This is a genomic window from Micromonospora halotolerans (assembly GCF_032108445.1).
GTDB classification, from domain to species: Bacteria; Actinomycetota; Actinomycetes; order Mycobacteriales; family Micromonosporaceae; genus Micromonospora; species Micromonospora halotolerans.
In genome coordinates this window covers 6,869,353-6,895,934 of record NZ_CP134876.1, presented here as the reverse complement: position 1 = coordinate 6,895,934, position 26,582 = coordinate 6,869,353, and the positions used below count along the sequence as shown (strand labels likewise).

The following is a 26,582-nucleotide window of genomic DNA, read 5'->3' as shown; positions in this document are numbered from 1 at the left end:
CAGACTCGGCAGCGGAGACCGCCGCAGCGAGGGATGTGGTCGCATGACCGGGTACGAGGTCCGGCCGGACGTGGAGACGGTGACCCTGCTCGGCGCCCGGGTGACCGTCACCGACGCGGCGGCGCTGCTCGCCGCCGCCCAGGACGGGCCGGTGGAGCTGCTCGCCGGCGGCGACTTCCCGGCGCCCGTGCGGGAGGTGCGCTGCACCGTGCGCGCCGACAGCCGGGACGGGCGGCCGGTGCACCGCTTCGAGGCGTACCTGCGGGCGGACCCCGCGCTGCCCGGCGCCGGGCTGCTCGCCCTCGGCCTGGCCGGGCCGGTCGGGCTGCTCGTCGCCCAGCGGCTCGCCGCGAGTGGCGGCGACGGGCCGGCCGCCGCCGTCGGCCGGGTCGCCGCCGAGGCCGGCCGCCGGCTCGGGCTGCGGCCCGCCGGGGCCGTCGTCGCCGAGCCGTCGCGTGACCCGGCCGGCCGGGCCGTGCTGCGGGCCGCCGAGGAGGCCGGCCTGCGCCCGGAGTTCAGCCACGACGGGCCGACCGTGCGGGTACGCGCCGAGGTGCCCAGCGCCGACGTGACGCCGGCGCACCTGACCGCCATGGTCGGCGTGGTGCTCCAGACCGTCCGGGAGCTGGCCGGCGACACCCCGGAGCCGACGCTGCTGCGCGGCCGGTCGTACCCCGTGGGTCACCGCGCGGCCGCGGCGGTGCCGCGCAGCGCGGCGGTGACCCTCGACCAGGTCGGCGGCCTGGCCGAGGTGGTCGCCCGGTTCCGCGAGGTCGCCGTGTCGTTCCGGCACCCGCAGGCGATGGCCCGCTGGGGGGCGCGCCGGCCGCAGGGCATCCTGCTGTACGGGCCGCCGGGCACCGGCAAGACCATGCTGGCCCGGGCCCTGGCCAACGAGATCGGCGCGGACTTCGTGGAGATCCGCACCCCGGAGATCCTCGACAAGTTCCTCGGCGGCTCCGAGCGCAACATCAAGCGGATCTTCCGGGAGGCGCGCCGCTACCGGCGGCCCACCGTCATGCTCTTCGACGAGTTCGACAGCATCATCAGCTACGCCGGCTCCGGCGGCGACGCGGCCAGCCAGGCGGTCAACGCGGTGGCCGGCATCTTCAAGCAGGAGATGAACACCCTGTTCGAGGAGAACCCGGACGTCATCGTGGTGGCCACCACCAACTTCCCGCAGCGGGTGGACGCCTCGCTGACCCGTTCCGGCCGCTTCGACCTCAAGATCGCCATCCCGGTGCCCGACGAGGCCGGCCGCGCGGAGATCCTCGCCACGATGATCCGCGAGCTGATCGACCGGCACGAGCGGCCCGGCTTCCGGATGTTCGCCGCCGACGTCGACCCGGCCGCGCTGGCCGCGACCACACCCGGGCTCACCGGAGCCGACCTGCGGGAGGTGCTGCGCCGGGTGCAACTCGCCAAGGCGCTCCGGGAGGCGACGGAGGGTGCGCCGCCGGCCCCGATCAGTCAGGATGACCTCCGAGAGGCCGTCGCCGGGCTGCGCCGCGGCTGACGACGGTCGACGGAAGGAGACCCGTGTCGTCGTCGTCCACCCTGCTGTCCCGTCGCGATCTGGCGTTCCTGCTCCACGACTGGCTCGACGTCGGCCGGCTGACCGAACGCCCGCGCTACGCCGAGCACTCGCGGGAGACCTTCGACGCGGTGCTGGACCTCGCCGCGCAGGTCGCCGCCGAGCAGTTCGCCCCGCACAACCGGGCCGCCGACGCCAGCGAACCGACCTTCGACGGGCAGCGGGTCCGCACCATCCCGCAGGTCAAGGCCGCCCTCGACGCGTACGCCCACACCGGCCTGCTGGCCGCCACCATGGACGAGTCGGTCGGCGGCATGCAGCTGCCGCACGCGGTGGCCGCCGCCTGCTCCGCCTGGTTCCAGGCCGCCAACGTGGCCACCGCCGCCTACCCGTTCCTCACCCTCGGCAACGCCAACCTGCTGCTCGCCCACGGCAGCGCCGAGCAGATCGACACCTGGGTCCGGCCGATGGTGCAGGGGCGGTTCTTCGGCACCATGTGCCTGTCCGAACCGCAGGCCGGCAGCTCGCTCGCCGACATCACCACGCGGGCCGAGCCGCAGGACGACGGGACGTACCGGCTGGTCGGCACCAAGATGTGGATCTCCGGCGGGGAGCACGACCTGGCCGAGAACATCGTCCACCTGGTGCTCGCCCGCATCCCCGGCGGGCCGCCCGGGGTGAAGGGCATCTCGCTGTTCATCGTGCCGAAGGTGCTCCTCGACGACGACGGCGCGCTCGGGCCCCGCAACGACGTGGTGCTGGTCGGCCTCAACCACAAGCTCGGCTACCGGGGCACCACCAACACGCTGCTGAACTTCGGCGAGGGCGTGCACCGGCCGTACGGGCGGCCCGGGGCGGTCGGCTACCTGGTGGGGGAGCCGCACCAGGGGTTGGCGCAGATGTTCCACATGATGAACGAGGCGCGCATCGGCGTGGGCGCCGGCGCCACCGCGCTCGGCTACACCGCCCACCTGAAGTCCGTGGCGTACGCCCGGCAGCGGCCCCAGGGCCGGCCGGCCGGCGACAAGGATCCCACCGCCCCGCAGGTGCCGATCGTGGCGCACGCCGACGTCCGCCGGATGCTGCTGGCGCAGAAGAGTTACGTGGAGGGGGCGCTCGCCCTGATCCTCTACTGCGGGCGGCTCCTCGACGAGGAGAAGACCGCCCCGGCCGAGGCCGACCGCAGCCGTGCCCACCTGCTGCTGGACCTGCTCACGCCGATCGCCAAGAGCTGGCCGTCGCAGTGGTGCCTGGCCGCCAACGACCTGGCCATCCAGGTGCACGGCGGCTACGGCTACACCCGCGACTACGACGTCGAGCAGCACTGGCGGGACAACCGGCTCAACCCCATCCACGAGGGCACCCACGGCATCCAGGCGCTGGACCTGCTGGGCCGCAAGGTCACCATGCGCGACGGCGCCGGCCTGGAGCTGCTGCTGGAGACCATCCGGGCCACCGTCACCCGGGCCTGGAAGACCGACGGTGAGGCGGCCGAGCTGGCCGGCCGGCTCGGCGCGGCGGTCGACCGGATCGCCGTGGTCACCCGGCGGCTGCACGGCGCCGGCGATCCCGAGGTGACGCTGGCCAACGCGTCGCTCTACCTGGAGGCCGTCGGGCACGTGGTGATCGCCTGGATGTGGCTGGAGCAGCTGCTCGCCGTGGAGGCGCTGGGCAGCCCGGACGGCCCGGACGCCGACTTCCTGGCCGGCAAGCGGCAGGCCGCCCGGTACTTCTTCCGCTACGAGCTGCCCCGCACCGGGCCACAGTTCGACCTGTTGGAGAGCCTGGACCGCACCACCCTGGACACCCGGGAGAGCTGGTTCTGAGCTGGCCTAGGACTTCCGGCGAGCCAGCAGCGTGGAGTCGTCGACGTCGACCGTCACACCGTCGCGGGTCACCGTCCGGGGGCGCTGCTCGACCACGAGGGCCTCGAAGTCGTCCGGCAGCCCGGGCAGCAGATCCTCGGCGAGGAACATGGCCTGGCGGTGGCTCGCGCTCAGGTGGGTGAACGTCTCGTGCGGCGCGTGGCCGACGACGAGCAGGTGCCCGCCGGGGGCGACGGCGCCGGCCAGCCGGCGGGTCACCTCCACCATCCCGCCGTCCGGCGGGTGCAGGAAGTGGCTGGTGACCAGGTCGTAGGACCGGCCCTCCGCCGCGAAGGTCCGCGCGTCGACCTGCCACCAGTCGGTGCGGGCGGCGACGCCGGCCTGCTCGGCGTGCCGGGCCGCGCGGGCCAGGCCGTTGGCGGAGAAGTCGGCGCCGGTGACCCTCCAGCCCTGCCGGGCCAGCCAGATCACGTCGCCGCCCTCGCCGCAGCCGACGTCGAGCGCGGTGCCGGGCGTCAGGCCGGTCACCTCGGCGACGAGCTGCGCGTTGGGGTTGCCGCTCCAGATCTTCTCCGCGCCGGAGTACCGCTCGTCCCAGGCGGGCGGCTCGAAGATGGCGGTCGCCTCCTCCTCGGCGTGCTGGTGTCCGTGTCCACTCATGCGGCGGCTTCCTTCCCCGTCGAGCTCCGTGCTGTCCACGCCACCAGCATCCGGAACGCCCTCCGCCGGTGACAACCTTTCTTGCTGTTTCGGCAAATCCGGGTCGCCGCGTTGTGGCCGCCCGAGGGTGTCGGTGCCGATCGGTAGCGTCCGCGCCGTGAGTGACACCGCCATCAGCCGGCAGACCGCCCAGGACTACGTCGACCGCCTCGAACGCCGCGACTGGCCCGGGTTGACGGGCCTGCTCACCGACGACGTGGTCTACGAGATGCCGCAGACCCGGGAACGCATCCGCGGCCGGGAGGCGTTCCTGCGGTTCAACATCGACTATCCCGGTGACTGGCACCTGCGGGTGCGCCGGCTGGTCGCCGACGGCCGGTTGGCCGCCCTGTGGCTCGACGTCCGGGTGGGCGACGAGCAGCAGGACGCGTGTGTCTGGCTGGAGCTGTCCGAGCACGGTCTGATCAACCGGATCGTCGACTACTGGCCCGAACCGTACGAGCCGCCGCAGGGCCGCGAACACCTCGTCGAGCGGTGGTGATCACCGCCGCCCCGGCGACCTGCTGGGGCCGGGACCGGATCAGCCTGACCAGGCTGGGGAGCTGACTCCGACCGCCGGTTCCCGCCCGGCGACGGGGAGAACGCCGTCCTCAGCGGCAGGCGGGTGTCGGCCCGCGTGAGAACATGCCTCCATGAGCAGCGATGCCCGTATCGAGGTCAGCGCCCTGGCCATCAACGTCACGATCCCCGAAGGGCTCCGCTGGACCGACACCCGCCGCGGCGAGGAGTTCACGCTGACCACGCTCAACGTCCGGCTCCTGCCGGACGGGCGCCTCGCGGCGAAGGCCTACGGCCGCCCGACCGCCGGTGGCCGCGGCACCTACGTCTCGTTCCCCGTGCCCGAGCGGCCCGAGCTGGTGGCCCTGGTCGACCGGGCTGCCGGCCGCGCCGGGGAGCTGTGGGCCACGCACCGCGGTCTCGGCTGACGCTCCGCCCCGGGGGAGCGGCATGATCGGATCGGGCCACAGCGGTCGGGCGCGGCCGGGGTTCCCCGGGCCAGTCTTGACGTCGAAGGGAGGCCTCGTGATCTCGGCACTCAACCGGCTCGTCGATTTTGTCGAAGAGCACCTGACCGAGGATTTCGACGTCGTCGGACTGGCCAGGACGCTCGGCACGACCGAATACCACCTGCGCCGGATGTTCTCGTCACTGGCCGGCATGCCGCTGTCGGAGTACGTGCGCCGGCGCCGCATGACCGTCGCCGCCGCCGACGTCGTTCGCGGCCGGGACGACCTGCTGAGCATCGCCGTCCGGCACGGATACGGCTCGACGGAGGCGTTCGGACGTGCGTTCCGGGCGGTCCACGGTGCCGGCCCCGGTGATGTCCGCCGCGACGGAGGCCCCCTTCGCACACAACCGCAGCTCAGGTTCCGCCTGAGCGTCGAAGGGAGCAGACCCATGGACACCCGCATCGTCGACCGCCCCGCGTTCCGGCTCGTCGGACACGCGGTCCGGGTGCCGCTGATCCACCACGGCGTCAACCCGCACATCCAGCGGCACATCAGCGCACTGCCGAAGGAGGAGCATCTCCGGCTGAAGCGCCTCGGGGACACCGAGCCGCGGGGCCTCCTGCAGGTCTCCGACGACGTCGACCCCGACGGCGCCGAGGGCAGCGCACTGACCTACCTGCACGGGGTCGCTGTCTCGGCGGACCGGCCGGTCCCGGACGACCTCGACGCCATCGATGTCCCCGGCGGCAGGTGGGCGGTCTTCCGCACCACCGGACCGCACCCGCAGGTCCTGCAGGAGACCTGGGCGGCCACCGCGACCGACTGGTTCCCCTCCAACCCGTGGCGTCTCCGGCCCGGCCCCTCGATCGTCACGATCCTCGACCACGCGGCCGACTTCCGCACGGCGACCTGCGAACTGTGGCTGCCCGTCGAGCCGGCGTGACGATCCCTTCCCGCCGGCACAATCGTCGTCGTCCGACCCGAGCGCGCGAAGGTGGATCGTCATGGCAGTGACCCGGCAGGTCCTGTTCGTCCAGGGCGGCGGCGCGGGCGCGCACGACGAGTGGGACGACCGGCTGGTCGACAGCCTGAGGCGGGAGCTCGGAGACGGGTACGAGGTCCGCTACCCGCGCATGCCCGACGAGGACGACCCGAGCTACGCCAGGTGGAGCGCGGCCATCCGCCGGGAGGTGGCGGCCCTGGACGACGGCGCGGTCGTCGCCGGCCATTCGGTGGGCGCCACGATCCTCGTCGCTGCGCTCGCCGAGCGACCACCGGAACGGGAGCTCGGCGCGATCGTGCTGATCGCCGCGCCGTTCGTCGGTGCGGGCGGCTGGCCCGGCGAGGAGTTCGCGCTGCCGCACGACCTCGGTGCGCGGCTGCCGCACGGCGTGCCCGTGCACGTGTTCCACGGACTCCGGGACGAGACCGCCCCACCGTCGCACGCCGACCGGTACGCCCGCGCCATCCCGCAGGCACGGCTGCACCGGCTGCCCGGGCGCGATCACCAGCTGGACAACGACCTGAGCGAGGTGGCGAGGACGATTCGTTCGGGCGACCTCGGGCCCGTCACGCCGGGATAGTCCGGAGCCTCTGGACGAGCTCTCGTTCCGGTAACACCCGTGCCCCGCCGAACGAAGAAGGGGTGTAACGGCTACGAGAGAGGACGGCTCGTGCATGATCCTGGCTCAGTGGAGGGTGACATCTCCGGCATCGGAGCCGATCCGGTGGCCTTCGAGATCTTCTACCGGCGGCACGTGGAGGCGGTGGGCCGGTTCGTGGCCCGGCGGGTCGACGACCCCCACCTCGCCGCCGACCTGACCGCCGACGTGTTCCTCGCGGTGATCGAGTCGGCGGCCGGCTACCGGCCGGACCGGGGCAGCCAGATCGCCTGGCTCTTCGGGGTGGCCCGCAACGTCATCGCCGACGAGCGGCGCCGGGCGGCCCAACGACTGCGGGTGACCGGCCGGCTGGCCGGACGGCGGGACCTGGCCGCCGACGACATCGCCCGCATCGAGGAACGGATCGACGCCGAGGCGGCGGCGCGCCGCACGTGCCGGGCGCTGAGCGGGCTGCCCGAGCACACCCGGGCGCTGGTCGAGAGCGTCGCCGTGGACGGCCTCACCGTCGCGGAGGCGGCGACCGCGCTCGGGATCTCCCCGGTCGCCGCCCGGGTCCGCCTGCACCGCGCCCGTCGCCTCGTCCGCGCCGTGCTCGCCCGGCCGGCCACCACCCTCGCCTGAAACGGAGACGACGCCATGAACACGATCGAGCAGTCACCGCACGGCTTCGAGGAGCAGCTCCTCACGGATCTGAAGGCACACATCGTCCAGCGGTCCGAGACCGTTCCGGCGGCCCGTGCGGTCGGGCACCGGATCCGGTTCCCGCGGGGTTGGCGCCTCGCCGGAGCGTGCGGGCTGGCGGTCGCGCTGACCGCTGGCGTCCTGGTGGCCCAGACAATGGGGCTCGGCGACCAGCCACCGCCCACGGCCAGCGCATCGGAGATCCTCCGGCTGGCGGCCGACGCCGCCCGGCAGCAGCCCGAGCTCACCGCCCGACCCGACCAGTACGTGTTCACCGAGGCGCTGGCGACGATACGGGAGCGGCCGGACAGCGGCCCGTACCGCACTACCCGGGTCCAGATGTGGCAGTCGGCCGGGGGAGTCGCGCACCCGCAGGCGCGGTACCGGCCGGAGAACGAACCGAACGGGTGGGGCGAACTGCGGGTGCTCCGCCCGATCGATCCGACGGATCCCCGCAAGGACCTCGACGAGCTCCCGTCGCCCGCGTACCACGGCGACCTGCCCACCGACCCGGACCGGCTGCTCCGATACCTCCGGGAACACCCGGTCGACCTGCATCTCCCCGCGGGAGCCGACGAGAAGGCCGTGTACGGGAGCGAGAGCATGCCGTACACCACGGCGCGGTCGGTGCTCGACGGCTACGTGCCGCCCGGGGCGCTGGCGGCGCTGTTCGAACTGCTGGCGCGGGAGCCGGGAGCCGTCGTCATCTCCGGCGACGTGGTGGACGCCGCCGGCCGGCACGGGGTGGCGATCCGCATGCCCGGCGTGATCGGTGGCAACAACGACCTCATCTTCGACCGGAACAGCCACGTCTACCTCGGCACCCGCAGGTCGGTGGTACGCGACGGCAGGGAGTCACCGGAATCGGCCGTCGCGCGCCTCCGGGTCGCGATCGTCGACCGGCCGGGCCAACTGCCCTGACCGGTGCCGGCCCCGCCCTCAGTCCTCGGCGAGCAGGCGGTCGCGGACCTCGCGGCGGAGGACCTTGCCGATCTGCGAGCGGGGCAACTCCTCGACCACCACGACCCGGCGCGGCACCTTGTAGCCGGCGAGGTGCTGCCGGCAGGACGAGCGCACCGACTCCGGGCCGGCGCCCACCCCCGGGTCCAGCACCACGGCGGCCACCACCTCCTCGCCGTCCCCGGTGGGCAGGCCGACCGCGGCGGCCTCGCGGACGCCGGGGACCCGGAGCAGCGCCTCCTCCACCTCGGACGGGTAGACGTTGAACCCGCCGGTGATGATCAGTTCCTTGATCCGGTCGACCACGGTGACGAAGCCGTCGGCGTCCATGGTGACCACGTCCCCGGTGCGCAGCCACCCGCCGGGCAGCAGCACCCGGGCCGTCTCCTCGGGGCGGTTCCAGTAGCCGGCGAACACCTGCGGGCCGCGGACCAGCAGCTCGCCGGCCTCCCCGGGGGCGCGGTCCCGGGTCGGGTCCTCGGGGTCGACGATCCGCACCTCGGTGGACGGGAAGGGCACCCCGACGGTGCCCGGGCGGCGGGTCGGGGCGACCGGGTTGCCCAGGGTGATGGGCGAGGTCTCGGTCATCCCGTAGCCCTCGACGAGCAGGCCGCCGGTCACCGACTCCCAGAGGCCCACGGTGGCCGGTGGGAGGGCCATCGCGCCGGAGATCGCGTACCGGACGGAGGTGAGGTCGACGCCGCGTTCCCGGGCCGCGGCGGCGAGGCGCGCGTAGACCGGCGGGACGGCGGGCAGGAAGGTCGGCGGGCACCGGCGCGCCGCGTCGAGCACCTGGTCGAGGTCGAAGCGGGGAAAGAGCACCAGGGTGGCGCCGATGCTCACCGCGAAGGTGAGGCAGAGGGTCAGCCCGTAGGCGTGGAACAACGGCAGCACCGCGTACACGGTCTCGGTGCCGTCGCGCAGGCCGGGCACCCAGGCCCGGCCCTGCGCGGCGTTGGCCCGCAGGTTGCGGTGGGTCAGCATGGCGCCCTTGGGGACGCCGGTGGTGCCGCCGGTGTACTGGAGCAGCGCGGTGTCGGTGGGTCGCGGCGCGGGGTGGTCGGCGGCCAGCGGGGCGGCGTCCGCGACCAGCGCCGGCCAGGAGAGCGCGTCGGGGGCCGGGGCGGTCATGGCGGCCCGGGCGGCGCGGACCTTGGGCAGTGGCAGGCGCAGCGCCCAGCGCTTGAGGCGCGGCAGCGCCCCGGGCAGGTCGACGGCCACCACCGTCTCGACCGCGCCCCGCCCGGCGACCAGCGCCGCCACCTTGTCCCACACCACGGCGACCCGGGCGCCGTGGTCGGTGAGCTGGTGGGCCAGCTCGTCGGCGGTGTAGAGCGGGTTGTGCTCGACCACCACCGCCCCGAGGCGCAGCACCGCGTAGAAGGCGACCACGTGCTGCGGGCAGTTCGGCAGCACCAGCGCGACCCGGTCGCCGCGGCCGACGCCGAGCCGGCGCAGCGCCTCGGCCGCCCGGGCCACCTGGTCGGCCAACTCGGCGTAGGTGGTGGTGGCGCCGTAGAAGTCGAGGGCGACCCGGGGGCCGAACCGGCGCGCCGCGTCGGTGAGCAGGTCCACCAGCGAGCCGGTCGGCTCGGCAATCTCGGCCGGTACGCCCGGGGCGTAGCTGCGCGTCCAGGGCCGCTGCGCGGTCGCGTCCATCGCCGCCTCTCCTCGCTGCCGGATGACGGCCCTCAGCCTAACTTAACCACCCGGTAACTTACCCCGCGGTAACTTTGCCGGGTTCGTCACACGACGTGGCGTGGCGGAGTGGCGCGCGCCCGGTCAGCGGCGGCCGGCGGGCCGGTTCAGCACCCGCCGGGTCTTCACGGCGGCCAGGACGATGACCACGACCAGCGCGGCCAGGCCGATGATGATCAGCCAGCGGACGGCCTCCAGCAGCAGCCCGAGCAGGATGAGCACGCCGGCCACGACGCCGACGATCCAGAGCAACGCCCGCATGTCATCCTCCCGGGAGTACGGTGGGCCGCCCGCTTTCCCGCTCCGGCTCCCGTCATGCCCGTCCGGGGGCGGTCACTGCCGGGCCACGTACACCGTGTTCGCGGCCTCCCGGCCCTGCAACGGGTTGGGGAAGCGGACGACGTGCGCCACCGAGGTCGGGAACACCTCGGTCAGCGTCCGCTGGAAGACCGGGTCGGGCGGGTCGTTCGACCAGAGCGCGAACACCCCGTCCGGGTGCAGCAGCGCGGCCAGCCGGCGCAGCCCGTCCACCGTGTAGAAGGCGGCGTGGCTGGGGTGCAGCACCTGGCGCGGGGAGTGGTCCACGTCGAGCAGCACCGCGTGGAACCGGCGCCCCGGCGCCTCCGGATCGAACCCGGTGCCGTCGGCGACCGCCGCGAAGAAGTCCGCCCGGACGAACCGGGTCCGCGCGTCGGCGGCCAGCCCGGCGGCGAACGGCAGCAGGTCCCGGCGGTGCCAGTCGATCACGTCCTCGATCGCCTCGACCACCAGCAGCGAGCGCACCCGAGGATCCTCCAGTGCGGTGCGCGCCGTGTAGCCGAGGCCGAGCCCGCCCACCACCACGTCCAGGGCCGTGCCGGTCAGCGGCGCCAGCCCGAGCCGGGCGAGTTCGATCTCCGCGACCGGGAAGAGGCTGGACATCAGGAACTCGTCGTCGAGCTTCACCTCGTACACGTCGACGTCGAGCGACGGGTCGCGGCGCCGGCGCAGACTGATCTCGCCGATCGGCGTCTCCCGCCAGGCCAGTTCCTCGAAGCGTGCGCCCACGCGTGTCCTCTCCGCCGGTCCGTGACCGGATGCTACCGGCCGGTCGTCCGAGGACCCGAGGATATGGGCGGCCGAGCCGTTTTTCCGTGCCTGCCGGCATCGCCGGGCCGGCGACGGGTACGCCCACGGCGACCCCGGCCCGGCGCGGCCGGCGGGTCGAGGACGTGGCGGGTCGAGGACGCCGGAGAAGGGATGCGGACGTGGCGGAGATGCTGGCCGGACGGCTGCACGTGGCTGATCGGGCGCTGCGGATGGAATCGGTGCCGGTGCCCGAGCCGGGACGCGGGCAGGTGCGGATCCGGGTCGCCGCGGCCGGGGTGTGCCTGTCGGACGTGCACCTGATCGACGGCACCCTCACCCCGCTGTACCTCGGCGGGGACGTGGTGACCCTCGGCCACGAGGTCGCGGGCACGGTGGATGCCCTCGGTGACGGGGTGACGGGCTGGCAGCCGGGCCAGCGGGTGCTGCTGCAGGCGGGGGAGCGGGACCGGTTCGGGCTCGTGCTCACCCGCGGCGTCGACTACGACGGCGGCTGGGCCGAATACGCCCTGGCCCGCGAGGACACCCTCGTTCCCGTCCCGGATCTGCTCTCGTTCGAGCAGGCCTGCATCATCCCCGACGCGGTCTCCACGCCCTGGGCGGCGGTGACCGAGACCGCCCGGGTCCGGCCGGCGGAGGCGGTCGCCGTCTGGGGCGTCGGTGGCCTCGGCGCGCACGCGGTGCAGTTGCTGCTGCTGGTCGGCGCGGCCCCGGTGATCGCCGTGGACCCGCTGCGGGCGGCACGGGACCGGGCGATCGCCCTCGGCGCGGACCTGGCCCTCGACCCGGCGGACGACGGCTTCAAGGACGCCGTGCTCGAACTGGTCGGCACCCGGGGGCTCGACGTGGCGTTCGACTTCGCCGGCGTCAACGCGGTTCGCGAGCAGGCCATGACCGTGCTCGGCCGGCACGGACGGCTGGTGCTCGCCGGCATCGCCAACCAGCCGATCAGCATCCCGTCGGACAGCCGGTTCACCTACAACCGGCAGGCGGTGCTCGGCCACTACGGCTCCGAGGCCGAGCACGTCGGGCAGCTGGTCACCCTCACCGGGCTGGGCCGGCTCGACCTGTCCGCGTCGGTCAGCGACGTGCTGCCGCTGGCGGACGCACCGGAGGCGGTGCGCCGGGTGCGGGAGAAGGAGGGCAACCCGATCCGGCTGATCCTGCGGCCCTGACGGTTCGCGGCGCCGGTCAGTCGGGGCGGCTCGCCACGACGACCGTGTCGAGGGCGTCGACCGTGCCGCCGTCGGTGGTGGGCACCGGACGGCGGGCCGTCTCGGCGCGCCGGATGTGCAGCCCGGCCAGCCCGTCGACGACCGCCTCCGGGGTGAGCAGCACGGCCGGGTCCTGCGGGCCACCCGTGCCGCCGGTCAGGTTCGCCAGGTCGTGGCCGACCACCACGAGGCTCCCGCCCGGACGCAGCGCCTGCTTGGCCGCGGCCAGCACCCGGGCGAGATCGCCGGCGAGCAGGTGCAGGTAGCTGATCAGCACGAGGTCGTAGCTGCCCGGCACCGGCCGGTACGCGGTCACGTCGGCGACCCGCCACTCGACCTGGACGCCGCGGCCGGCGGCCAGCTCCCGGCCCCGGCCGACCGCCACCGGCGAGAAGTCCACCGCGGTGACCCGCCAGCCCTGCTCGGCCAGCCAGACCGCGTTGCGCCCCTCACCCGCGGCCAGGTCCAGCGCGGCGCCGGGGGCGAGCCCGGTGACCGACTCGACCACGAAGCGGTTGGGCTCAGCGCTCCACACCAGCCCGGGCGTGCTCGCGTACCGGGCGTCCCAGGCGCTGCTGTCCACTGTGTCCCCTCCTTCGGCGGCCCACACCGCCATGGTGACCGTACCGGTCCCGGCAACCGCTCCCACGGTGAGTCCCGCGATCGCCCACGCTCACCGGGCGACACGGAGGGTCCGCACGGCATCGACGCAGCGCTTATCCTGTGCGCCGACGATCGCTCTCGGGAAGGGGCCCGATGCCGTCCCGGCAGGACCAGCTCCACTCCTATCAGTTCACCGTCCAGCGGGCGGTCGCCGCCCTCGTGATGCGGGAGACCGACCCCGCGCAGTCGCCGTTCCGGCGGCTGGCCGGCGCCGGCCTGGCCAGCGTGCTGGTCGCGGTGATCGCGCTCGGCGGGGTCGCCCTCTACGGCCTGTTCGCCGGCGGCGGCAGCGCCTGGCGCGACACGGGCGCCGTGATCGTGGAGAAGGAGTCCGGCGCGCGGTTCGTCTACCGGGAGGAGAAGCTGCACCCGGTCCTCAACTACGCCTCGGCGCTGCTGGTCCTCGGGGCGGAGCGGCCGAAGACCGTGCTGGTCTCCCGCCGCTCCATCGAGGGCGTGCCGCGCGGCCTGCCGCTCGGCATCGCCGACGCCCCCGACTCGCTGCCCGCGCCGGGGCGGCTCACCGCCGCGGCGTGGACGGTCTGCTCGGTCACCGCCGCCGAGGCGGGCCGCACGGAGGTCCGTTCGGCGCTGTTGGTCGGGCGGGACCCCACCGGCGGCCGGCCCCTCGGCGACCAGGGCCTGCTGCTGCGCCACCCGGACGGCAGCCTGCACCTGCTCTGGCACGAGCGGCGCTACCTGCTCCGGGACACCGACCTGGTGCTCGCCGCGCTGGCCGCCACCCGGGAACGGGCGGTGCCGGTGGCCCCGGCGCTGCTCAACACGGTGCCGGCCGGCGCCGACCTGGCGCCGCCCCCGCTGCGCGACCTGGGCACCCCGTCCGAGCGGGTCGCCGGCGCGACGGTCGGCGACGTCTACCTGGTCCGCAACTCCGGGGGCGGCCGGCAGTACGCGGTGGCCGGGCGGACCGGCCTGGCCGGCATCACCGAGTTGCAGGCGGCCCTGCTGCTCGCCCGCACCGGCCAGGGCGACCCGGAACCGATCACCCTGGGCCGGTTCGCCGCCCTGCCGAAGCTCCCCGACCTGGTGCCCTCCGGGCCGACCGCCCCGCCCGCCGTCCCGCCCGCGCTGGCGACGGTGGAGGGCGGCGCGCTGTGCGCCAGCGCCGGCGACGACACCGGCGTACGCGAGGTCCGGCTCGGCGCCGCCCCGCCGGACCTCTCCGCGGCGGCGCGGACGCCGGCCGGCCGGGGCGGGCTGGCCGACCAGGTGGTGGTCGAGCCGGGGCGGGGTGCGCTCGTCGAGTCGGTGGCCGCTCCCGGCGCCACCGGCGGGGCGATCTGCGTGGTCACCGACCTCGGCCGGCGCTACGTGCTGGCCGGCGCCGACGTGCCCGGCATGCTCGGCTACGCCGGGGTGCGTCCGGTCCGGCTGCCGGCGGGCCTGGTCAGCCTGGTGCCGGCGGGCAGCCCGCTCGACCCGGCCGCCGCCCGCGCGGTCGCCGCCCCGGCGTGAGGCCGGTCGCCGCCCTCGGCGGGAGCAGCGCCGGGACGGCTCAGGCCGGCTTGCGGAACACGGTCACCGCGAACTCCGCGTCGTCGTGCCAGGGGCGCAGGTCCCAGGTGGCGAAGCGGTGTTCCCGGCGGAGCCCGGCGGCCACCGCGTCGGCGTCCAGCCCGGTGAGCGGGTAGCCGCGGTCGGTGCCGAAGCCGACCACCACGAGGCCGTCCGGCCGCACGTGCGCGGCCACGCGGGTCAGCACGGCGCGCTCGGTGCCGGGGGCGACGAACGCCATCACGTTGCCGGCCACCACGGCCGCGTCGAACGGCTCGGGCTCGTCCTGCGCGGCCAGGTCCAGCTCGGCCAGGTCGGCGACCAGGAAGCGCGGGCCGGGGTGGTCGGTGCGGGCGGCGTCGATCAGCACCGGGTCGGCGTCGACGCCCACCGCGGTGTGGCCCCGGGCGGCCAGCGCGGCGGCCACCCGCCCGGTGCCGCAGCCGGCGTCGAGGATCCGCGCGCCCGGCGCGACGAGCGCGTCCAGCAGCCGGGCCTCGCCGGCCAGGTCCGCCCCTTCGGCGGCGAGCTGGCGGAACCGGTCGACGTACCACTGCGAGTGGCCGGGCTTCGTGTCGGTCACCCAGCGGGTCGGCTTGCCCATGCCACCCACGGTAGCTGATCTTGTGAGGGCCGGTCGGGGGAACCTCAGCCCAGCGCCAGGAAGGCGCCGGCGGCGAGCGGGGCGCCGGTGACCGCGCCGGCGACCACCTGCGGCCAGGTGTGGTCCCGCAACTCCACCCGGGACCAGCCGACCGCGGCCACCAGCACCCAGCCGGCGTGCAGCGCCGGGCCGAGGAGCAGCACCAGGACGGTCGTGGTGGCGGCCGCGACGGCGGCGTGGATGCTCAGCTTCCACCAGCGGTTCACCAGGGTGCAGGCCACACCGACCACGAAGATCACCACGATCACGGCGAACAGTTCGGCCGGGGCGCGCAGCGCGGCCAGCAGGGCCATGCCGAGCGCCACCGAGGCCAGGCCGGTCAGCAGCGGGCGGGCCCGCTGGGTGCGGTCGCCGACGTGCCGGTCGGTGAGCCGGCCGCGGCGTACGCCGTGGACGATCACGCCGACCGGGATCACCGCGCAGAACAGCAGGGCGGTGCCGGCCCAGAGCAGGAACTGCTGCGGGGAGTGGCTGACCCGGGCGGCCGCCACCAGCGGCAGGGCGGTCACCAGGACGCCCGGCGCGAACACCTCGGTGATCAGCCGGGCCAGGCGCCCGCTGACCGTCCATTCCCGGGTCGCCCGCACCGGGCCATCCTGGTGGAGCCGCCCGCCAAGGTCAACTACCCCTTCTCCGCGCCGCTGGTGAGGCCCTCGGTGAGCAGCCGCTCGCTGGCGAAGAAGAGGATCACGATCGGCAGGGTGAGGATCACCGAGCCGGCCATCAGCACCGTCTTCGGCACCTCGACACCGTCGGAGAGCAGCGACAGACCCAGCGAGACGGTCCACCGGTTGGGCCGGTCGACCAGGAAGAGCAGCGCGAAGAGGAACTCGTTCCAGGCGATCATGAAGTCGTAGAGCGCGACCGCCATCACCGACGGCGCGGCGAGCGGCAGGCTGACCCGGCGGATGATGCCGAGCCGGCCGGCCCCGTCGATCGCCGCGGACTCCTCCAGGCTGACCGGGATCGTCTCGAAGTAGTTCTTCAGCATGTAGACCGAGACCGGCAGGGTCTGCGAGATGTAGACCAGCACCAACCCGACCAGCGACCCGCGCAGCCCGGCCCGGGTGAAGACCACGAAGAGCGGGATCGCGATGACGATCGACGGGAACAGGTAGACCGCCAGGAACAGCGCGCTGACCTGCCGCCGGCCGAAGAACCGCAGCCGGGAGACCGCGTACGCGCCGGGGATGGCGATCACCAGGGTGAGCGCGGTGGCGGCCAGCGCCACGATGCCGCTGTTGCGGATGAAGGTGAGGAAGCCCTGCCCGCCGTCCTCCACCGACTTCAGCACCTCGGCGTAGGTGGCGACGGTCAGCTCGCCGAACGGCACGACCAGCGAGCCGGGGTCGAGCAGCAGCCGCTCGATGGGGCGCACCGAGAGCACCAGCATGTACCAGAACGGCAGCAGGGTGACCAGCAGGAACGCGGTGATCACCAGCCGGCGCAGCCAGCGCAGGCTCACCGTCTCGATCCGGTCCCGGTCCATCACGCCCCCTCCCGTCGGCCGCTGAAGAAGCGCAGGTAGATCGCGACGAAGACGATCAGCACCACGGCCAGCACGACCGCCTGCGCCGCGGCCGCGCCGATGTCGGTCCGCGCGGTGAGGAACTGGTAGACCCGGACGCTGACCACCTCGGTGCCGGCCGAGCCCCCGGTGAGCAGGTAGACGTCGTCGAACTTGTTGAAGGTCATGATGAACCGGAGCACACCGATCAGCGCGATCACCGGCATGAGCTGGGGCAGCAGGATGTACCGGAAGCGCTGGGTCGGGGTGGCGCCGTCGACCCGGGCCGCCTCCTCCAGCTCGCCGGGCACGGCCTGGAGCCGGGCCAGCAGGAACAGGAAGGCGAACGGGAAGTAGCGCCACGCCTCGAACGCGATGACCGTCCAGAGCGCGGTGGACTCCTGGGACAGGAACGGGATCGGCTCGTCCCAGCCGAGGAACCGTCGGCCCCAGTCGTTGACGAAGCCGAGCTGCGGGTCGAGCATGACCTGCCAGACGAACGTCATGGCGACCACCGGTGCCACGTACGGCAGCAGCATGGAGGCGCGGACGATCGTGCGGCCCCGGAACGGCCGGCGGACCACGAGCGCCGCCACCAGGCCGACCAGGATCGAGCCGACGGTCCCGCCGGCGCTGTAGAGCACGGTGGTCCAGAGCGTGTCGGCGAATCCCGGGGTGTGCAGCACCCGGTCGACGTTGTCCAGGGTCAGCTCGCCGAAGAGGCCGGTCCGGCGCAGGGTCGCCAGGCGTACCCGCTGGAAGGCCAGCACTACGGTCCACACGATGGGTATGCCGATCACCGCGACCACGACGAGCAGGGTCGGGGCGACCAGCGCGAGCCCGGCGTGGGACTCGCGGCGGCGCAGGGTGAGGGGGCGTCGGCCGGGCCGGCGGGGCCGCTCCCCGGTGGGGGAGCGGCCGGCCTCCGGCGCGGTGGTGGTCAATTCACGCCCTTGGCGATCGCGTCGACGTCCTTCTTCGCCCGGTCGGCGGCGGCCCGGGCGTCGGACTTCCCGCCGATCACGTCGGCGAGCGCCTTGGGTACCGGCAGCTCGCCGAGGATGGCCCCGACGAGCTTGCCCTGGCCCTGGGTCAGCCCCCACCGCTGGAAGGTGTCCGGGCTCTTGCGCAGGGTGGCGAGCACGTCGTCGCCGTAGACCGCCGACAGCGGCTGCTTGCGGTCCACCCCGGCCTGGCTGGTGTTCCAGGCGGTGAGGAACTTCTGCTTGTCCTCCGCCGTGCCGGTGCGGACCGGGAAGCGCCCCTCGGGGGACATGCCGAACCAGCGCGGGTAGCCGTCGGAGAGCATGTACTCCACGAAGGACGACGCGGGGTCGCTCGCGCCGTCGAGCACCGCCCAGGAGCTGATCTCGCCGTACTGGGCCGGCTCGGCGCCGTTCGGGCCCTTGATCGCGGTGACGAAGCCGCTGTTCTTCGCCAGCCAGGCCGGGTCGGACTGGCACTGCGGGCAGGTCGGCTTGGCGTCGTTGCGCAGCCCGGCCAGCTCGTCGAGGATGAACGGCGACCAGATCAGCATGGCCGCCTTGCCGGCGAAGTAGGTGGCCCGGGTGGTGTCCACGTCCTGCGCGCCCTTGACCGAGTTGTTCCGCATCAGGTCGCCGTAGAAGCGGAATGCCTCGACGCACTCGGCGGAGTCCAGCGTGACCTTGCCGGCGTCGTCGGTGAGCTGGCAGTTGTTGGCCAGCGCGAGGTGTTCGAACGTCTGCTGGGTGAAGACGTCACCGGGCGCGGTCGCCGCGGTGATGCCGGCGAGGCCGCCGGTGTTCAGCTTCGCCGCCGCGGCGGCGATCTTCTCGTACGTGTCGGGGGCGGGCAGGCCCGCCGCGGCGAACAGGTCCTTGCGGTAGACCAGCAGCTGGCCCCACCCGTCGCTGGGCACGGCGAGCTGCTTGCCGTCCTCGCTGGTCAGTTCGAGGGCGCGCGGGGAGAACGTGTCCCGGCCGAGCTTGTCGACGACCTTCTTGTTGGCGTCCGGCTCCAGCAGGTCGTTGCCGGACAGCGTGCGCACCCCGGCCAGGGAGACCGAGCCGACCACGTCGGGCAGGTCGCCGGCGGCGGCGCTGGAGGCGATGAGGGAGGGGAACTGGTCCTCGTTGACGGTGACCAGGTTGACCTTGACGCCGGTCTTGGCGGTGTAGTCGGCGATGATGGCCTTGGTGGCGTTCACGCGGTCCGCCACGTCTTCCAGGCTCCACACGGTTATCTGAGAACTGTCGGATTTCGGCTCGTCGTCACCGCAGGCCAGCAGGGTTGTCCCGGCAAGTGCCATGATCAGGGTGGGGGCGAGGATCCGCATCGAGGGTGATGGCATCGGTGGCACTCCTCTCGAAGGGTACATCAGGGATTTAACGCTCTCGATTGATCGTTTACAAGACAATTACCAATATTTCGGTTTAGAATTGGCTCCGGCACTTTTCTCGGAGCGACGCCATGGCCAACTGGGTTGTCTCTCTGGCCGGGCCCCGGCGGGTGAGCCTGGAGCCCTGCCCCCCGGACCCGCTCGGCCCGGGCCAGGTCCGCGTCCGCACCTGCTACTCCGGGATCTCCGCCGGCACCGAGCTGACCCTCTACCGGGGCAGCAATCCCCGGCTCAACAAGGACTGGGACGACGCCACCCGGATGTTCGTGCCCCGGCAGGCCGCGCCCGCGTACCCGGTGGTGGGCTTCGGCTACGAGGAGGTCGGCGAGGTCGTCGAGGTCGCGCCCGACGTCGCCGACCGCCGGCCCGGGCAGGTCGTCTGGGGCATCTGGGGGCACCGCGCCGAGGCCGTGCTCGCCGCCGGCGCGGTCACCCCGCTCGCCCCCGGGCTCGACCCCCTGGCCGCCGTCTTCGCCCGCCCCGGCGCCATCGCGCTCACCGCCGTGCTCGCCGGTGACCTGCACCTCGGCGACTGGGTGGGTGTCTTCGGCCAGGGGGTGATCGGCCTGCTCGGCACCCGGCTCGCCGTCCTCTCCGGAGCCCGGGTGGTGGCCGTCGACCGGGTACCGGACCGGCTCGCCCATGCCACCCGGCTCGGCGCCCGCCGGGTGGTCGACGCCACCGTCGACTCCGCCGCCGCCGCGCTGCACGCGGCCACCGGCGGCCGCGGCGCGGACGTCTGTCTCGAACTGTCCGGGTCGTACCCGGCGCTGCACGAGGCCATCCGCGCCACCACCCACGCCGGCCGCGTCGTGGCCGCCGGCTTCTACCAGGGGTACGCCCACGGGTTGGGGCTCGGCGAGGAGTTCCACCACAACCGGATCCAGCTGGTGGCGGCCCAGATCTCCGGGCCCGCCCCCGCACCCGGCACGGCCGGCCGGTGGACCGGGACCCGGATCGCCCACACCTTCATGGACCTGGTGGCCGAGGGCAGCGTCGACCCGCTGCCGCTGGTGAGCCACGTCGTCGACGCGGGCGCGGTGGCCGACGCGCTCGCGTTGCTCGACCGCGGTGACGGTGACGTCCTCCAAGTGGTGCTGAGGTTCCCATGACCATCCCCCTGGCCTGCCAGGAGCAGTTGCTCCCCGGCGCCGGCCTGTCCGAGAAGTACGCCCTCGCCGTCTCCCTCGGCTACCAGGGCATCGAGCTGCGCGGCCGGGGCGACCTGGCCCTGGCCCGGCGGCTGCCGGAGCTGCGCCGCGCCCGCGCCGAGGGCGTGGTCATGCCGACCGTCTGCGTCGAGATGGACCACTTCATCGGCGACTTCGACCCCGCGCGCTCCCGGGACGCGGTCCGCAACCTGCGCTCCCAGCTCTCCGTCATCGCGGAGCTCGGCGGGATCGGCGCCATGACCCCGGCCGCCTGGGGGATGTTCTCCCGCCGGCTGCCGCCGTTCGAGCCGCCCCGCCCGCCCGAGGGCGACCGGCGGGTGCTCGTCGACGCCCTGGGCGAGCTGGGCGAGCACGCCCGCGCCGAGGGGGTCACCCTCTTCCTGGAACCCCTCAACCGGTACGAGGACCACATGGTCAACCGGCTCGACGACGCGGTCGCCCTGTGCCGTGCCGTCGGGCTGCCCTCGGTCCGGGTGGTCGCCGACACCTACCACATGAACATCGAGGAGGACGACGCCTGCGCGGCGCTGCGCGCGGCCGCGCCGTACCTCGGGCACGTGCAGGTCAGCGACTCCAACCGGCACCAGCCGGGGGCCGGGCACCTGGACTGGTCGGCGCTGCTGGCCACCCTGGACGCGATCGGCTATCCCGGCTGGCTGGCGCTGGAGTGCCGGCTGCGCGGCGAGCCCGTCGCCGCCCTGCGCCAGGCCGCCACCGTCCTCGCCCAGGCCCGGCCGCGGCGGGCGGCGGCGTGAGCGAGCGGAGCGAGCGAGCCATGGGGCTCAGTAGCGCGGCGCCTCGCGCCGGTGCCGAGCGACAGCGAGGCGGCGGCATGAGCGCCCCCGGTGGGGCGGCCCGGGTGCGGCCCGGCGGTCCCGGTCCCGGCGACGCCGAGCGGGCCGCCCGGCTGCGGCGGCTCGCGCTGGCCACGCTGGACGCCAACTGGGAGCACGACCACACCGTGCCCTCCCGCACCCTCTATCCGCACCAGTGGAGCTGGGACTCGGCGTTCATCGCGGTCGGGCTGGCGCACGTCCGCCCGGACCGGGCCTGGCGGGAGTTGCGCACCCTGTTCACCGCGCAGTGGGCCGACGGGCGGGTGCCGCACATCGTGTTCAACCCGGCGCTGCGGGTCGGCGCGTACTTCCCCGGGCCCGAGTTCTGGGACTCGGCCCGGGCCGACGGCGCCCCGGCGGCGGCCACCTCGGGCATCGTCCAGCCGCCGGTGCACGCCCCGGCCGCCTGGCTGGTGCACCGCCGCGCCCCCTCCGAGGCGTCGGTGGCCGCGTTGCGCTGGCTCTATCCGCGGCTGGTCGCCCAGCAGCGCTACCTGACCGGCCGGCGGGACGTCGGCGGGGGCGGGCTGGCCGCCGTCGTGCACCCGTGGGAGTCCGGCCTGGACAACAGCCCCGCCTGGGACGTCCCGCTGGCCGCCGTGCCCGCCGACGAGGCGGTGCTGCGGGCGTACCGCCGGCACGACACCGCGCACGCCGACGCGGCGCACCGCCCCACCGACCTGGACTACGCACGCTACGTGGCGCTCGTGGACGCCTACCGGGCCGGCCGCTACCGGGACGAGGGGCTGCTCGACCGGCACCCGTTCCTGGTGGAGTGCCCGCTGGTCAACGCGGCGCTCGGCGTCTCCGAGCAGGCCCTGGCCCGCATCGCCACCGTGGTGGGCGCCGACCCCGGGCCGCACCGGGACCGCGCGGCGCGGATCACGCAGGCCCTGGTCGACCGGCTCTACGACCCGGTGACCGGCACCTTCCGCCCGCGCGACGTCCGGGCCGACCGGCTCGTCCCGGCCCGCACGGTGCTCGGGCTCATGCCGCTGATCCTGCCCGACCTGCCGGCCCACCAGGTGCGGGCGGTGCTCGCCGAGGCGTGCTCGCCCCGGTTCGGTCTGGCCGCCCGGATGGACCGCCCGCTGCCCACCCACGACCGAACCGCGCCGGACTTCGAACCGCTGCGCTACTGGCGCGGCCCGAGCTGGGTCAACACCGGCTGGCTGCTGTGGCGGGGGCTGCGCGCCCACGACCGCCCCGACCTGGCCGCCGGGCTGCGCGAGTCCCTGCTGGACCTCGTCGACGGGGCCGGCTGCCACGAGTACTTCCACCCGGACACCGGGGCCGGGCTCGGCTCACCGGCGTTCAGCTGGACCGCCGCGCTCGTGCTGGACGCCCTCGCCGAGGGCTGAGCCGCTGGCGTCGCCCGGGGGACGGCGACGCCGGCGGGCCGGCCGCGCGGATCAGGCGATGCCGGCGGGGTGCCGCCTCCGGCCCGCAGCGCGGCCATCGGGGCGTCGTCGATCGCGTAGCCGAGCGCGCCGACCACGGGCCGGAAGTCCCGGCTCAGCCGGCCGGCACCGGCGCCGGGTCGGCGGGTGCGGCGGGCGCCGGCACGGCCGCCGCGTCGGCGGGCGGCTCGGGGATCAGCAGCTCGGCCGGCACCGGCTCGACCTCGACCCGGCAGTCGTGGAACGTCGGCGCCTCGCCCAGGTCGGTGTCGCGCACGGCGGTGACCGCGTTGACGGTGGCCCGGCCCGGGCTCAGCCGCGCCCAGTACGCCTTGTACGTGAACGCCAGCCCCGGCCGGGTCGCCCCGTCGACGGCGGCCGCCGCGAGGAACGCGCCCCGGTCGTTGCGCACCCGCACCGCGTCGCCGTCGGCGAGGCCGCGCGCCGCCGCGTCGTCCGGGTGCAGGTGCACCCGGGGCGGGCCGGTCCGCCGCGCGTGCCAGGGCAGCGACGCGAAGGTGGAGTTCATCAGGAACCGGCCCGCCGGGGCGATCAGCACCAGCGGGAACCGGCGGGCCAGCTCGGGGTCGGCCGCCTCCACGGGCGGGGTGTGTCCGGGTAGCGGGTCCACCCCGAGCCGGGCCAGCCCCGGGTCGTGCAGCCGGGCCCGGCCGTCCGGGGTGGGGAAACCGCCGGCGGCGAACGGGGCGGCGCCCACCGGCACCCCGGTGGCCCGGGCGTACGTCCGCTCGCGCAGCTCCTCGAAGCTGACCGGCGTGCCGGTCAGCAGCTGCCGGGCCAGGTCCTCGTCGCTGTCGGAGAACCGGGGGTGGTCGATGCCGAGCGCGGCGGCGATCCGCCGGAAGATCTCGGTGTTCGGCAGGGCCTCGCCCGGCGCCCGGGTGACCGGCAGGTTCAACGTCGTGTAGTGGTGGCCGTAGGAGGAGTGCAGGTCGAGGTGCTCCGGCTGCATGGTGGCCGGCAGCACCACGTCGGCGTAGTCGCAGGTGTCGGTCCAGCGCTGCTCCAGCACCACGGTGAACAGGTCGGCGCGACGCAGGCCGGCGAGGAGCCGGTTCTGGTCCGGGGCCGTGGCGGCCGGGTTGGCGTTGAACACCACCAGCGAGGTCACCGGCGGGTCGGCCTCCCCGGTGAGCACGGTCGCCAGCCGGCTCATGTTCACCGACCGGGCGGGCGGGGCCGGCATGCCGGGCGGCCGGACCACCGGGCCCTCGTCGATCGGGTGGTGCCCGCTGGTCGACACCAGGGCGCCGCCGCCCGGGTACCGGAAGTCGCCGGTGACCAGCGGCAGCGCGCAGATCGCCCGGATCGCCTGGCCGGCGCCGTGGTGCCGTTGCAGGCCCAGCCCGACCCGGACGGCGGTGGGTCGGGTGGTGGCGATCCGGTCGCCGAGCCGGCGGACCACCTCGACGGGCAGGCCGCACTCGGCGGCGGCCCGCTCCACCGGCCACTCGTCGAGCCGGGCGGCCAGCTCGGGCCAGCCGACGGTGTGCGCGGCCAGCCACTCCTCGTCGGTCGCGCCGGCGTCGCGTACGTGCCGCATGAGCCCGAGCGCGAGCGCCGCGTCGGTGCCGGGCAGCGGGGCGACGTGCTCGTCGCTGCGGGCCGCGGTGTCGGTGCGCAGCGGGTCGATGGTGACCAGGTACGCGCCGCGCTCCCGGGCCTGCTGCACGAACGGCCACAGGTGCAGGTTGGTGGCGAGCGGGTTGGCGCCCCAGAGCACGATGAGCTTCGCCGCCACGATCGACTCCGGCTCGAAGCCGACCGAGCCCCCGTAGATCGAGCGCAGCGCCGCGCGGGCCGCGCCCGTGCAGATGGTGGTGTCCAGCCGCGACGCACCCAGGTACGCGAAGAGCCGCTGGCCCATCGTCCAGCCCTGCACGTGGCCCATGGTGCCGGCGAAGTAGTAGGGCAGCACGGACTCCGGGCCGTCCCGTTCGATGCTCGCGCGCAGCCCGGCGGCCACCCGGTCGACCGCCTCCGCCCAGCTCGCCGGCCGGTACGCGACCCGCCCGGCGCCCTTCGGGCCGGTGCGCACGTAGGGGGTGGTCAGCCGGTCCGGGCCGTTGACCGCGTCGAGGTAGCGGTTGACCTTGCCGCAGAGCGCGCCCCGGGTGAACGGGTGCTCGCGGTCGCCGCGGAGCGCGACGGCCCGGCCGTCGGAGACCGTGAGCTGCCAGACGCAGGTGTCGGGACAGTCCAGCGGGCAGGCGCCGGGATGGGTGGTGCGGGCCATGCGGCGAGCCTACCGACCGGCGGCACCCGTCCGGTTCCCGCTGCCGGGTCAGCGGATCGGCCGCCAGTCCGGCCCGTCGGGCCGTCCGGTCGAGGTGAGCGCCGCGAGCATCACGGCCTCGACCTGCTCGGGCGTCAGGTGCTCCCGGCGGTCGGCGCCCGGCACGTAGGCGCCCCACGCCCGGCCGTCCGGCTCCTGCATGACCACACCCACCGGGTCGCGGTGGTCGCTCACGGCGGCGATGACCCCCCACGGCCGGCGGATGTGCACCTGTTGCTGGAGGTCCGGATCGAGTTCCCGCAGCCACCGCCGGACGGTCTCCCGGTCGTCCAACCCGACCGTCTCGGTCGCCCTCCGGAAGAGGCCGTACGTGGTCAACCGCTCCGCGACGTCCTGCCGGGCCGATTCCGGTCCACCCAGGAGTCTCCTCAGCCACTCCATCCGGATGCTCCGTCCCGAGTCGGTGCCCGGCGTCCCGGGCGTCATGGCGGGAGTGCCCCCTCGGGCGACGCCGGCAAACCTGCCGGCCGCCCGATCACCAGGAGCGGCGGTGCGCGTCGGCCGCCGGGGTGACGAGCGTAGGGTCGCTCCCTGGCGTCATCCCCGCGTACGCGCCCGAGACCCGAGGAGCACGGTGCCCGAGATCGACAAGGTCGCCTGGATCCGGATCGAGGACGGCCGGGTGCTGAGCACCCGGTCCCGGGGCAGGGACGTCTGGTACCTGCCCGGCGGCAAGCGGGAAGCCGGTGAGACCGACCTGGCGACCCTGGTCCGGGAGATCGCCGAGGAGCTGGCCGTGGCCGTCGTGCCGGAGTCCGCCGTGCCGGTCGGTGTCTTCACCGCGCAGGCCCACGGCCACGGCGCCGGCACGCTGGTCCGGATGACCTGCTACGCCGCCGACTACCGAGGCACGCTGCGGCCGGCGAGCGAGATCGCGGAGCTGGCCTGGCTCGGCTACGCCAACCGGTCCCGGGTCTCCCCGGTCGACCAGCTCATCTTCGACCACTTCCGGGCTCTCGGCGCGCTGCGCTGACCCCGCCGGCCCCCCCGCCCGGCGCGGTGGGTGCCGCCCGGGTCGCCGGCCGTTTGCGGCCGCCGGGCGCGGGTAACCGCGGACGCGACGCTCCGGCCGGCTCGGGTGCCGGGGCTGTCGGACATCCGGCGGCGGCCGGCGACGACAGGAGTGCGGCTGTGCGGTTTCCCCGATTCGTCGAGGCGGTGTCCCGGCGCGCCGAGCTGCCCACCGGTCAGGCCGCCACGATCTCGCGGGCGGTGTTGCAGACCCTCGCCGAGCGGATCACCGCCACCGAGTCGGCGGACCTGGCCGCGCAGCTGCCGGACGAGGTCGGCAGCTATCTCGTCGCGCCGGGCGACGGCGGCACGACGGGCGGCGGGGTCGCCTTCCTGTACCGGGTCGCGGAGCGGGCCGGAGTGGACCCGGCGGTGGCCGAGGTGGGCGCCCGTGCGGTGCTCGCCACCCTGCGGGAGACGGTCACGGTCGGCGAGTTCCAGGATCTCGTGGCGCAGCTCCCCAAGGGATTCGACGCGATGGTCGACCCGATCCCGCGGCCACCGTACGATGTGTAGTCGGGCCCCCCGAAACGCGTGTTGAGCTGCGGAGACGAGGCCCTCGCGGTGGAAAATCCACGGTCCGGAAGTATTTTCACCGTAAAATAACTCGCGAGTAGGCGCTTACGCGGTAAATCGTCTACGCGCTAGAGGGATGATCGGTCGATTTCCTCGGTCCGAGCTTCCACGGGTCGTCATCCCTTCGGCTCGACCTGCATCGATGCCCTCCCCATCGAGAAATCGAGCTTTATTCTGGCTCCAATGTGAAGTCCTGGGGGGGATCATGATCACATTCGTTGAACGCTGCGCGCCTGTCGTCAATGGGGAA

General features: G+C 74.5%; 27 protein-coding genes. 15 read left to right on the top strand and 12 right to left on the bottom strand.

Going from position 1 to position 26,582, the window contains the following annotated elements:
* The first annotated feature begins 43 nt into the window (after positions 1-43).
* Both RMN56_RS32315 and RMN56_RS32310 read left to right on the top strand, forming a co-directional pair.
* Positions 44-1,516, top strand: coding sequence for an ATP-binding protein (locus tag RMN56_RS32315; protein ID WP_313721663.1), 1,473 nt, complete (start codon positions 44-46; stop codon positions 1,514-1,516).
* A 23-nt stretch (positions 1,517-1,539) separates the two neighbouring features.
* A complete protein-coding gene (locus RMN56_RS32310) occupies positions 1,540-3,360 on the top strand; it encodes an acyl-CoA dehydrogenase (RefSeq protein WP_313721662.1) in 1,821 nt (606 codons plus the stop codon).
* 6 nt (positions 3,361-3,366) lie between these two features.
* Here RMN56_RS32310 and RMN56_RS32305 read toward each other — a convergent pair whose 3' ends face one another.
* Positions 3,367-4,020 (bottom strand): class I SAM-dependent methyltransferase, encoded by a 654-nt coding sequence (locus RMN56_RS32305; protein ID WP_313721660.1) that lies wholly within the window; start codon positions 4,018-4,020, stop codon positions 3,367-3,369.
* Between the two features lie 157 nt (positions 4,021-4,177).
* Here RMN56_RS32305 and RMN56_RS32300 point away from each other — a divergent pair, with 157 nt between their 5' ends.
* The 6 genes from RMN56_RS32300 to RMN56_RS32275 all read left to right on the top strand — a co-directional run bounded on the left by RMN56_RS32300 (position 4,178) and on the right by RMN56_RS32275 (position 8,254).
* The gene (locus tag RMN56_RS32300) at positions 4,178-4,561 is read left to right on the top strand and encodes a nuclear transport factor 2 family protein (RefSeq protein WP_376787253.1); all 384 of its coding nucleotides are present in this window, start codon (positions 4,178-4,180) and stop codon (positions 4,559-4,561) included.
* Positions 4,562-4,712: 151 nt separating this feature from the next.
* Positions 4,713-5,006 (top strand): hypothetical protein, encoded by a 294-nt coding sequence (locus RMN56_RS32295; protein ID WP_313721658.1) that lies wholly within the window; start codon positions 4,713-4,715, stop codon positions 5,004-5,006.
* 97 nt (positions 5,007-5,103) lie between these two features.
* Positions 5,104-5,973, top strand: a complete 870-nt coding sequence (locus tag RMN56_RS32290; RefSeq protein WP_313721657.1) for an AraC family transcriptional regulator — start codon at positions 5,104-5,106, stop codon at positions 5,971-5,973.
* Between the two features lie 61 nt (positions 5,974-6,034).
* Positions 6,035-6,613: an alpha/beta hydrolase gene (locus RMN56_RS32285; protein WP_313721656.1), complete on the top strand. Its 579-nt coding sequence runs from the start codon at positions 6,035-6,037 to the stop codon at positions 6,611-6,613.
* 108 nt (positions 6,614-6,721) lie between these two features.
* Positions 6,722-7,273: an RNA polymerase sigma factor gene (locus RMN56_RS32280; protein WP_313721655.1), complete on the top strand. Its 552-nt coding sequence runs from the start codon at positions 6,722-6,724 to the stop codon at positions 7,271-7,273.
* Positions 7,274-7,288: 15 nt separating this feature from the next.
* On the top strand, positions 7,289-8,254 hold the full coding sequence (locus RMN56_RS32275) for a CU044_5270 family protein (protein WP_313721654.1): 966 nt from the start codon (positions 7,289-7,291) through the stop codon (positions 8,252-8,254).
* A gap of 18 nt (positions 8,255-8,272) precedes the next feature.
* Here the strand turns inward: RMN56_RS32275 and RMN56_RS32270 are convergent, their stop codons facing one another.
* The 3 genes from RMN56_RS32270 to RMN56_RS32260 all read right to left on the bottom strand — a co-directional run bounded on the left by RMN56_RS32270 (position 8,273) and on the right by RMN56_RS32260 (position 11,038).
* Complete coding sequence (locus tag RMN56_RS32270) at positions 8,273-9,952, bottom strand: long-chain-fatty-acid--CoA ligase (protein WP_313721653.1); 1,680 nt, start codon at positions 9,950-9,952, stop codon at positions 8,273-8,275.
* 123 nt (positions 9,953-10,075) lie between these two features.
* Entirely contained in the window at positions 10,076-10,252 is a 177-nt protein-coding gene (locus RMN56_RS32265; RefSeq protein ID WP_313721652.1) for a hypothetical protein, read from the bottom strand.
* 72 nt (positions 10,253-10,324) lie between these two features.
* Positions 10,325-11,038 (bottom strand): polyamine aminopropyltransferase, encoded by a 714-nt coding sequence (locus tag RMN56_RS32260; protein ID WP_313721651.1) that lies wholly within the window; start codon positions 11,036-11,038, stop codon positions 10,325-10,327.
* Positions 11,039-11,247: 209 nt separating this feature from the next.
* On the opposite strand from RMN56_RS32260, the gene RMN56_RS32255 reads away from it, so the two are divergent.
* On the top strand, positions 11,248-12,252 hold the full coding sequence (locus RMN56_RS32255; protein WP_313724914.1) for a zinc-binding dehydrogenase: 1,005 nt from the start codon (positions 11,248-11,250) through the stop codon (positions 12,250-12,252).
* A gap of 16 nt (positions 12,253-12,268) precedes the next feature.
* Here the strand turns inward: RMN56_RS32255 and RMN56_RS32250 are convergent, their stop codons facing one another.
* Positions 12,269-12,874 carry a class I SAM-dependent methyltransferase gene (locus RMN56_RS32250; RefSeq protein ID WP_313721650.1) on the bottom strand — a complete coding sequence of 202 codons (606 nt, stop codon included), beginning with the start codon at positions 12,872-12,874 and terminating at the stop codon, positions 12,269-12,271.
* Between the two features lie 173 nt (positions 12,875-13,047).
* On the opposite strand from RMN56_RS32250, the gene eccB reads away from it, so the two are divergent.
* Positions 13,048-14,430, top strand: coding sequence for a type VII secretion protein EccB (eccB, locus tag RMN56_RS32245; RefSeq protein WP_313721649.1), 1,383 nt, complete (start codon positions 13,048-13,050; stop codon positions 14,428-14,430).
* Between the two features lie 40 nt (positions 14,431-14,470).
* Here eccB and RMN56_RS32240 read toward each other — a convergent pair whose 3' ends face one another.
* From RMN56_RS32240 to RMN56_RS32220, 5 genes are read right to left on the bottom strand one after another with little or no spacing between them, the layout of a single operon-like run.
* The gene (locus RMN56_RS32240; protein WP_313721648.1) at positions 14,471-15,073 is read right to left on the bottom strand and encodes a class I SAM-dependent methyltransferase; all 603 of its coding nucleotides are present in this window, start codon (positions 15,071-15,073) and stop codon (positions 14,471-14,473) included.
* A gap of 44 nt (positions 15,074-15,117) precedes the next feature.
* The gene (locus RMN56_RS32235) at positions 15,118-15,720 is read right to left on the bottom strand and encodes a phosphatase PAP2 family protein (RefSeq protein WP_313721647.1); all 603 of its coding nucleotides are present in this window, start codon (positions 15,718-15,720) and stop codon (positions 15,118-15,120) included.
* Positions 15,721-15,755: 35 nt separating this feature from the next.
* A complete protein-coding gene (locus RMN56_RS32230) occupies positions 15,756-16,622 on the bottom strand; it encodes a carbohydrate ABC transporter permease (protein WP_262285375.1) in 867 nt (288 codons plus the stop codon).
* Positions 16,622-17,584 (bottom strand): carbohydrate ABC transporter permease, encoded by a 963-nt coding sequence (locus RMN56_RS32225; RefSeq protein ID WP_313721646.1) that lies wholly within the window; start codon positions 17,582-17,584, stop codon positions 16,622-16,624. Before RMN56_RS32225 ends, RMN56_RS32230 begins: the two co-directional genes overlap by 1 nt.
* On the bottom strand, positions 17,581-18,840 hold the full coding sequence (locus tag RMN56_RS32220; RefSeq protein WP_313721645.1) for an ABC transporter substrate-binding protein: 1,260 nt from the start codon (positions 18,838-18,840) through the stop codon (positions 17,581-17,583). The genes RMN56_RS32225 and RMN56_RS32220 overlap by 4 nt, the downstream gene beginning before the upstream one ends.
* 251 nt (positions 18,841-19,091) lie before the next feature.
* Between RMN56_RS32220 and RMN56_RS32215 the strand changes: the two genes are divergently transcribed.
* The 3 genes from RMN56_RS32215 (at position 19,092) to RMN56_RS32205 (ending at position 22,389) form a co-directional block, all read left to right on the top strand.
* On the top strand, positions 19,092-20,132 hold the full coding sequence (locus RMN56_RS32215) for a zinc-dependent alcohol dehydrogenase (RefSeq protein ID WP_313721644.1): 1,041 nt from the start codon (positions 19,092-19,094) through the stop codon (positions 20,130-20,132).
* Positions 20,129-20,947, top strand: a complete 819-nt coding sequence (locus tag RMN56_RS32210) for a sugar phosphate isomerase/epimerase family protein (RefSeq protein ID WP_313721643.1) — start codon at positions 20,129-20,131, stop codon at positions 20,945-20,947. Before RMN56_RS32215 ends, RMN56_RS32210 begins: the two co-directional genes overlap by 4 nt.
* Positions 20,948-21,024: 77 nt before the next feature.
* On the top strand, positions 21,025-22,389 hold the full coding sequence (locus RMN56_RS32205; protein ID WP_313721641.1) for an MGH1-like glycoside hydrolase domain-containing protein: 1,365 nt from the start codon (positions 21,025-21,027) through the stop codon (positions 22,387-22,389).
* Between the two features lie 154 nt (positions 22,390-22,543).
* Here RMN56_RS32205 and RMN56_RS32200 read toward each other — a convergent pair whose 3' ends face one another.
* The gene (locus RMN56_RS32200; protein ID WP_313721640.1) at positions 22,544-24,685 is read right to left on the bottom strand and encodes a molybdopterin-containing oxidoreductase family protein; all 2,142 of its coding nucleotides are present in this window, start codon (positions 24,683-24,685) and stop codon (positions 22,544-22,546) included.
* Positions 24,686-24,733: 48 nt separating this feature from the next.
* Positions 24,734-25,126, bottom strand: coding sequence for a hypothetical protein (locus RMN56_RS32195; protein ID WP_313721639.1), 393 nt, complete (start codon positions 25,124-25,126; stop codon positions 24,734-24,736).
* Positions 25,127-25,319: 193 nt separating this feature from the next.
* Here RMN56_RS32195 and RMN56_RS32190 point away from each other — a divergent pair, with 193 nt between their 5' ends.
* Positions 25,320-25,718, top strand: a complete 399-nt coding sequence (locus RMN56_RS32190) for an NUDIX hydrolase (RefSeq protein ID WP_313721638.1) — start codon at positions 25,320-25,322, stop codon at positions 25,716-25,718.
* A gap of 158 nt (positions 25,719-25,876) precedes the next feature.
* Positions 25,877-26,272, top strand: a complete 396-nt coding sequence (locus RMN56_RS32185) for a DUF2267 domain-containing protein (RefSeq protein ID WP_313721637.1) — start codon at positions 25,877-25,879, stop codon at positions 26,270-26,272.
* The last annotated feature ends 310 nt before the right edge of the window (positions 26,273-26,582 follow it).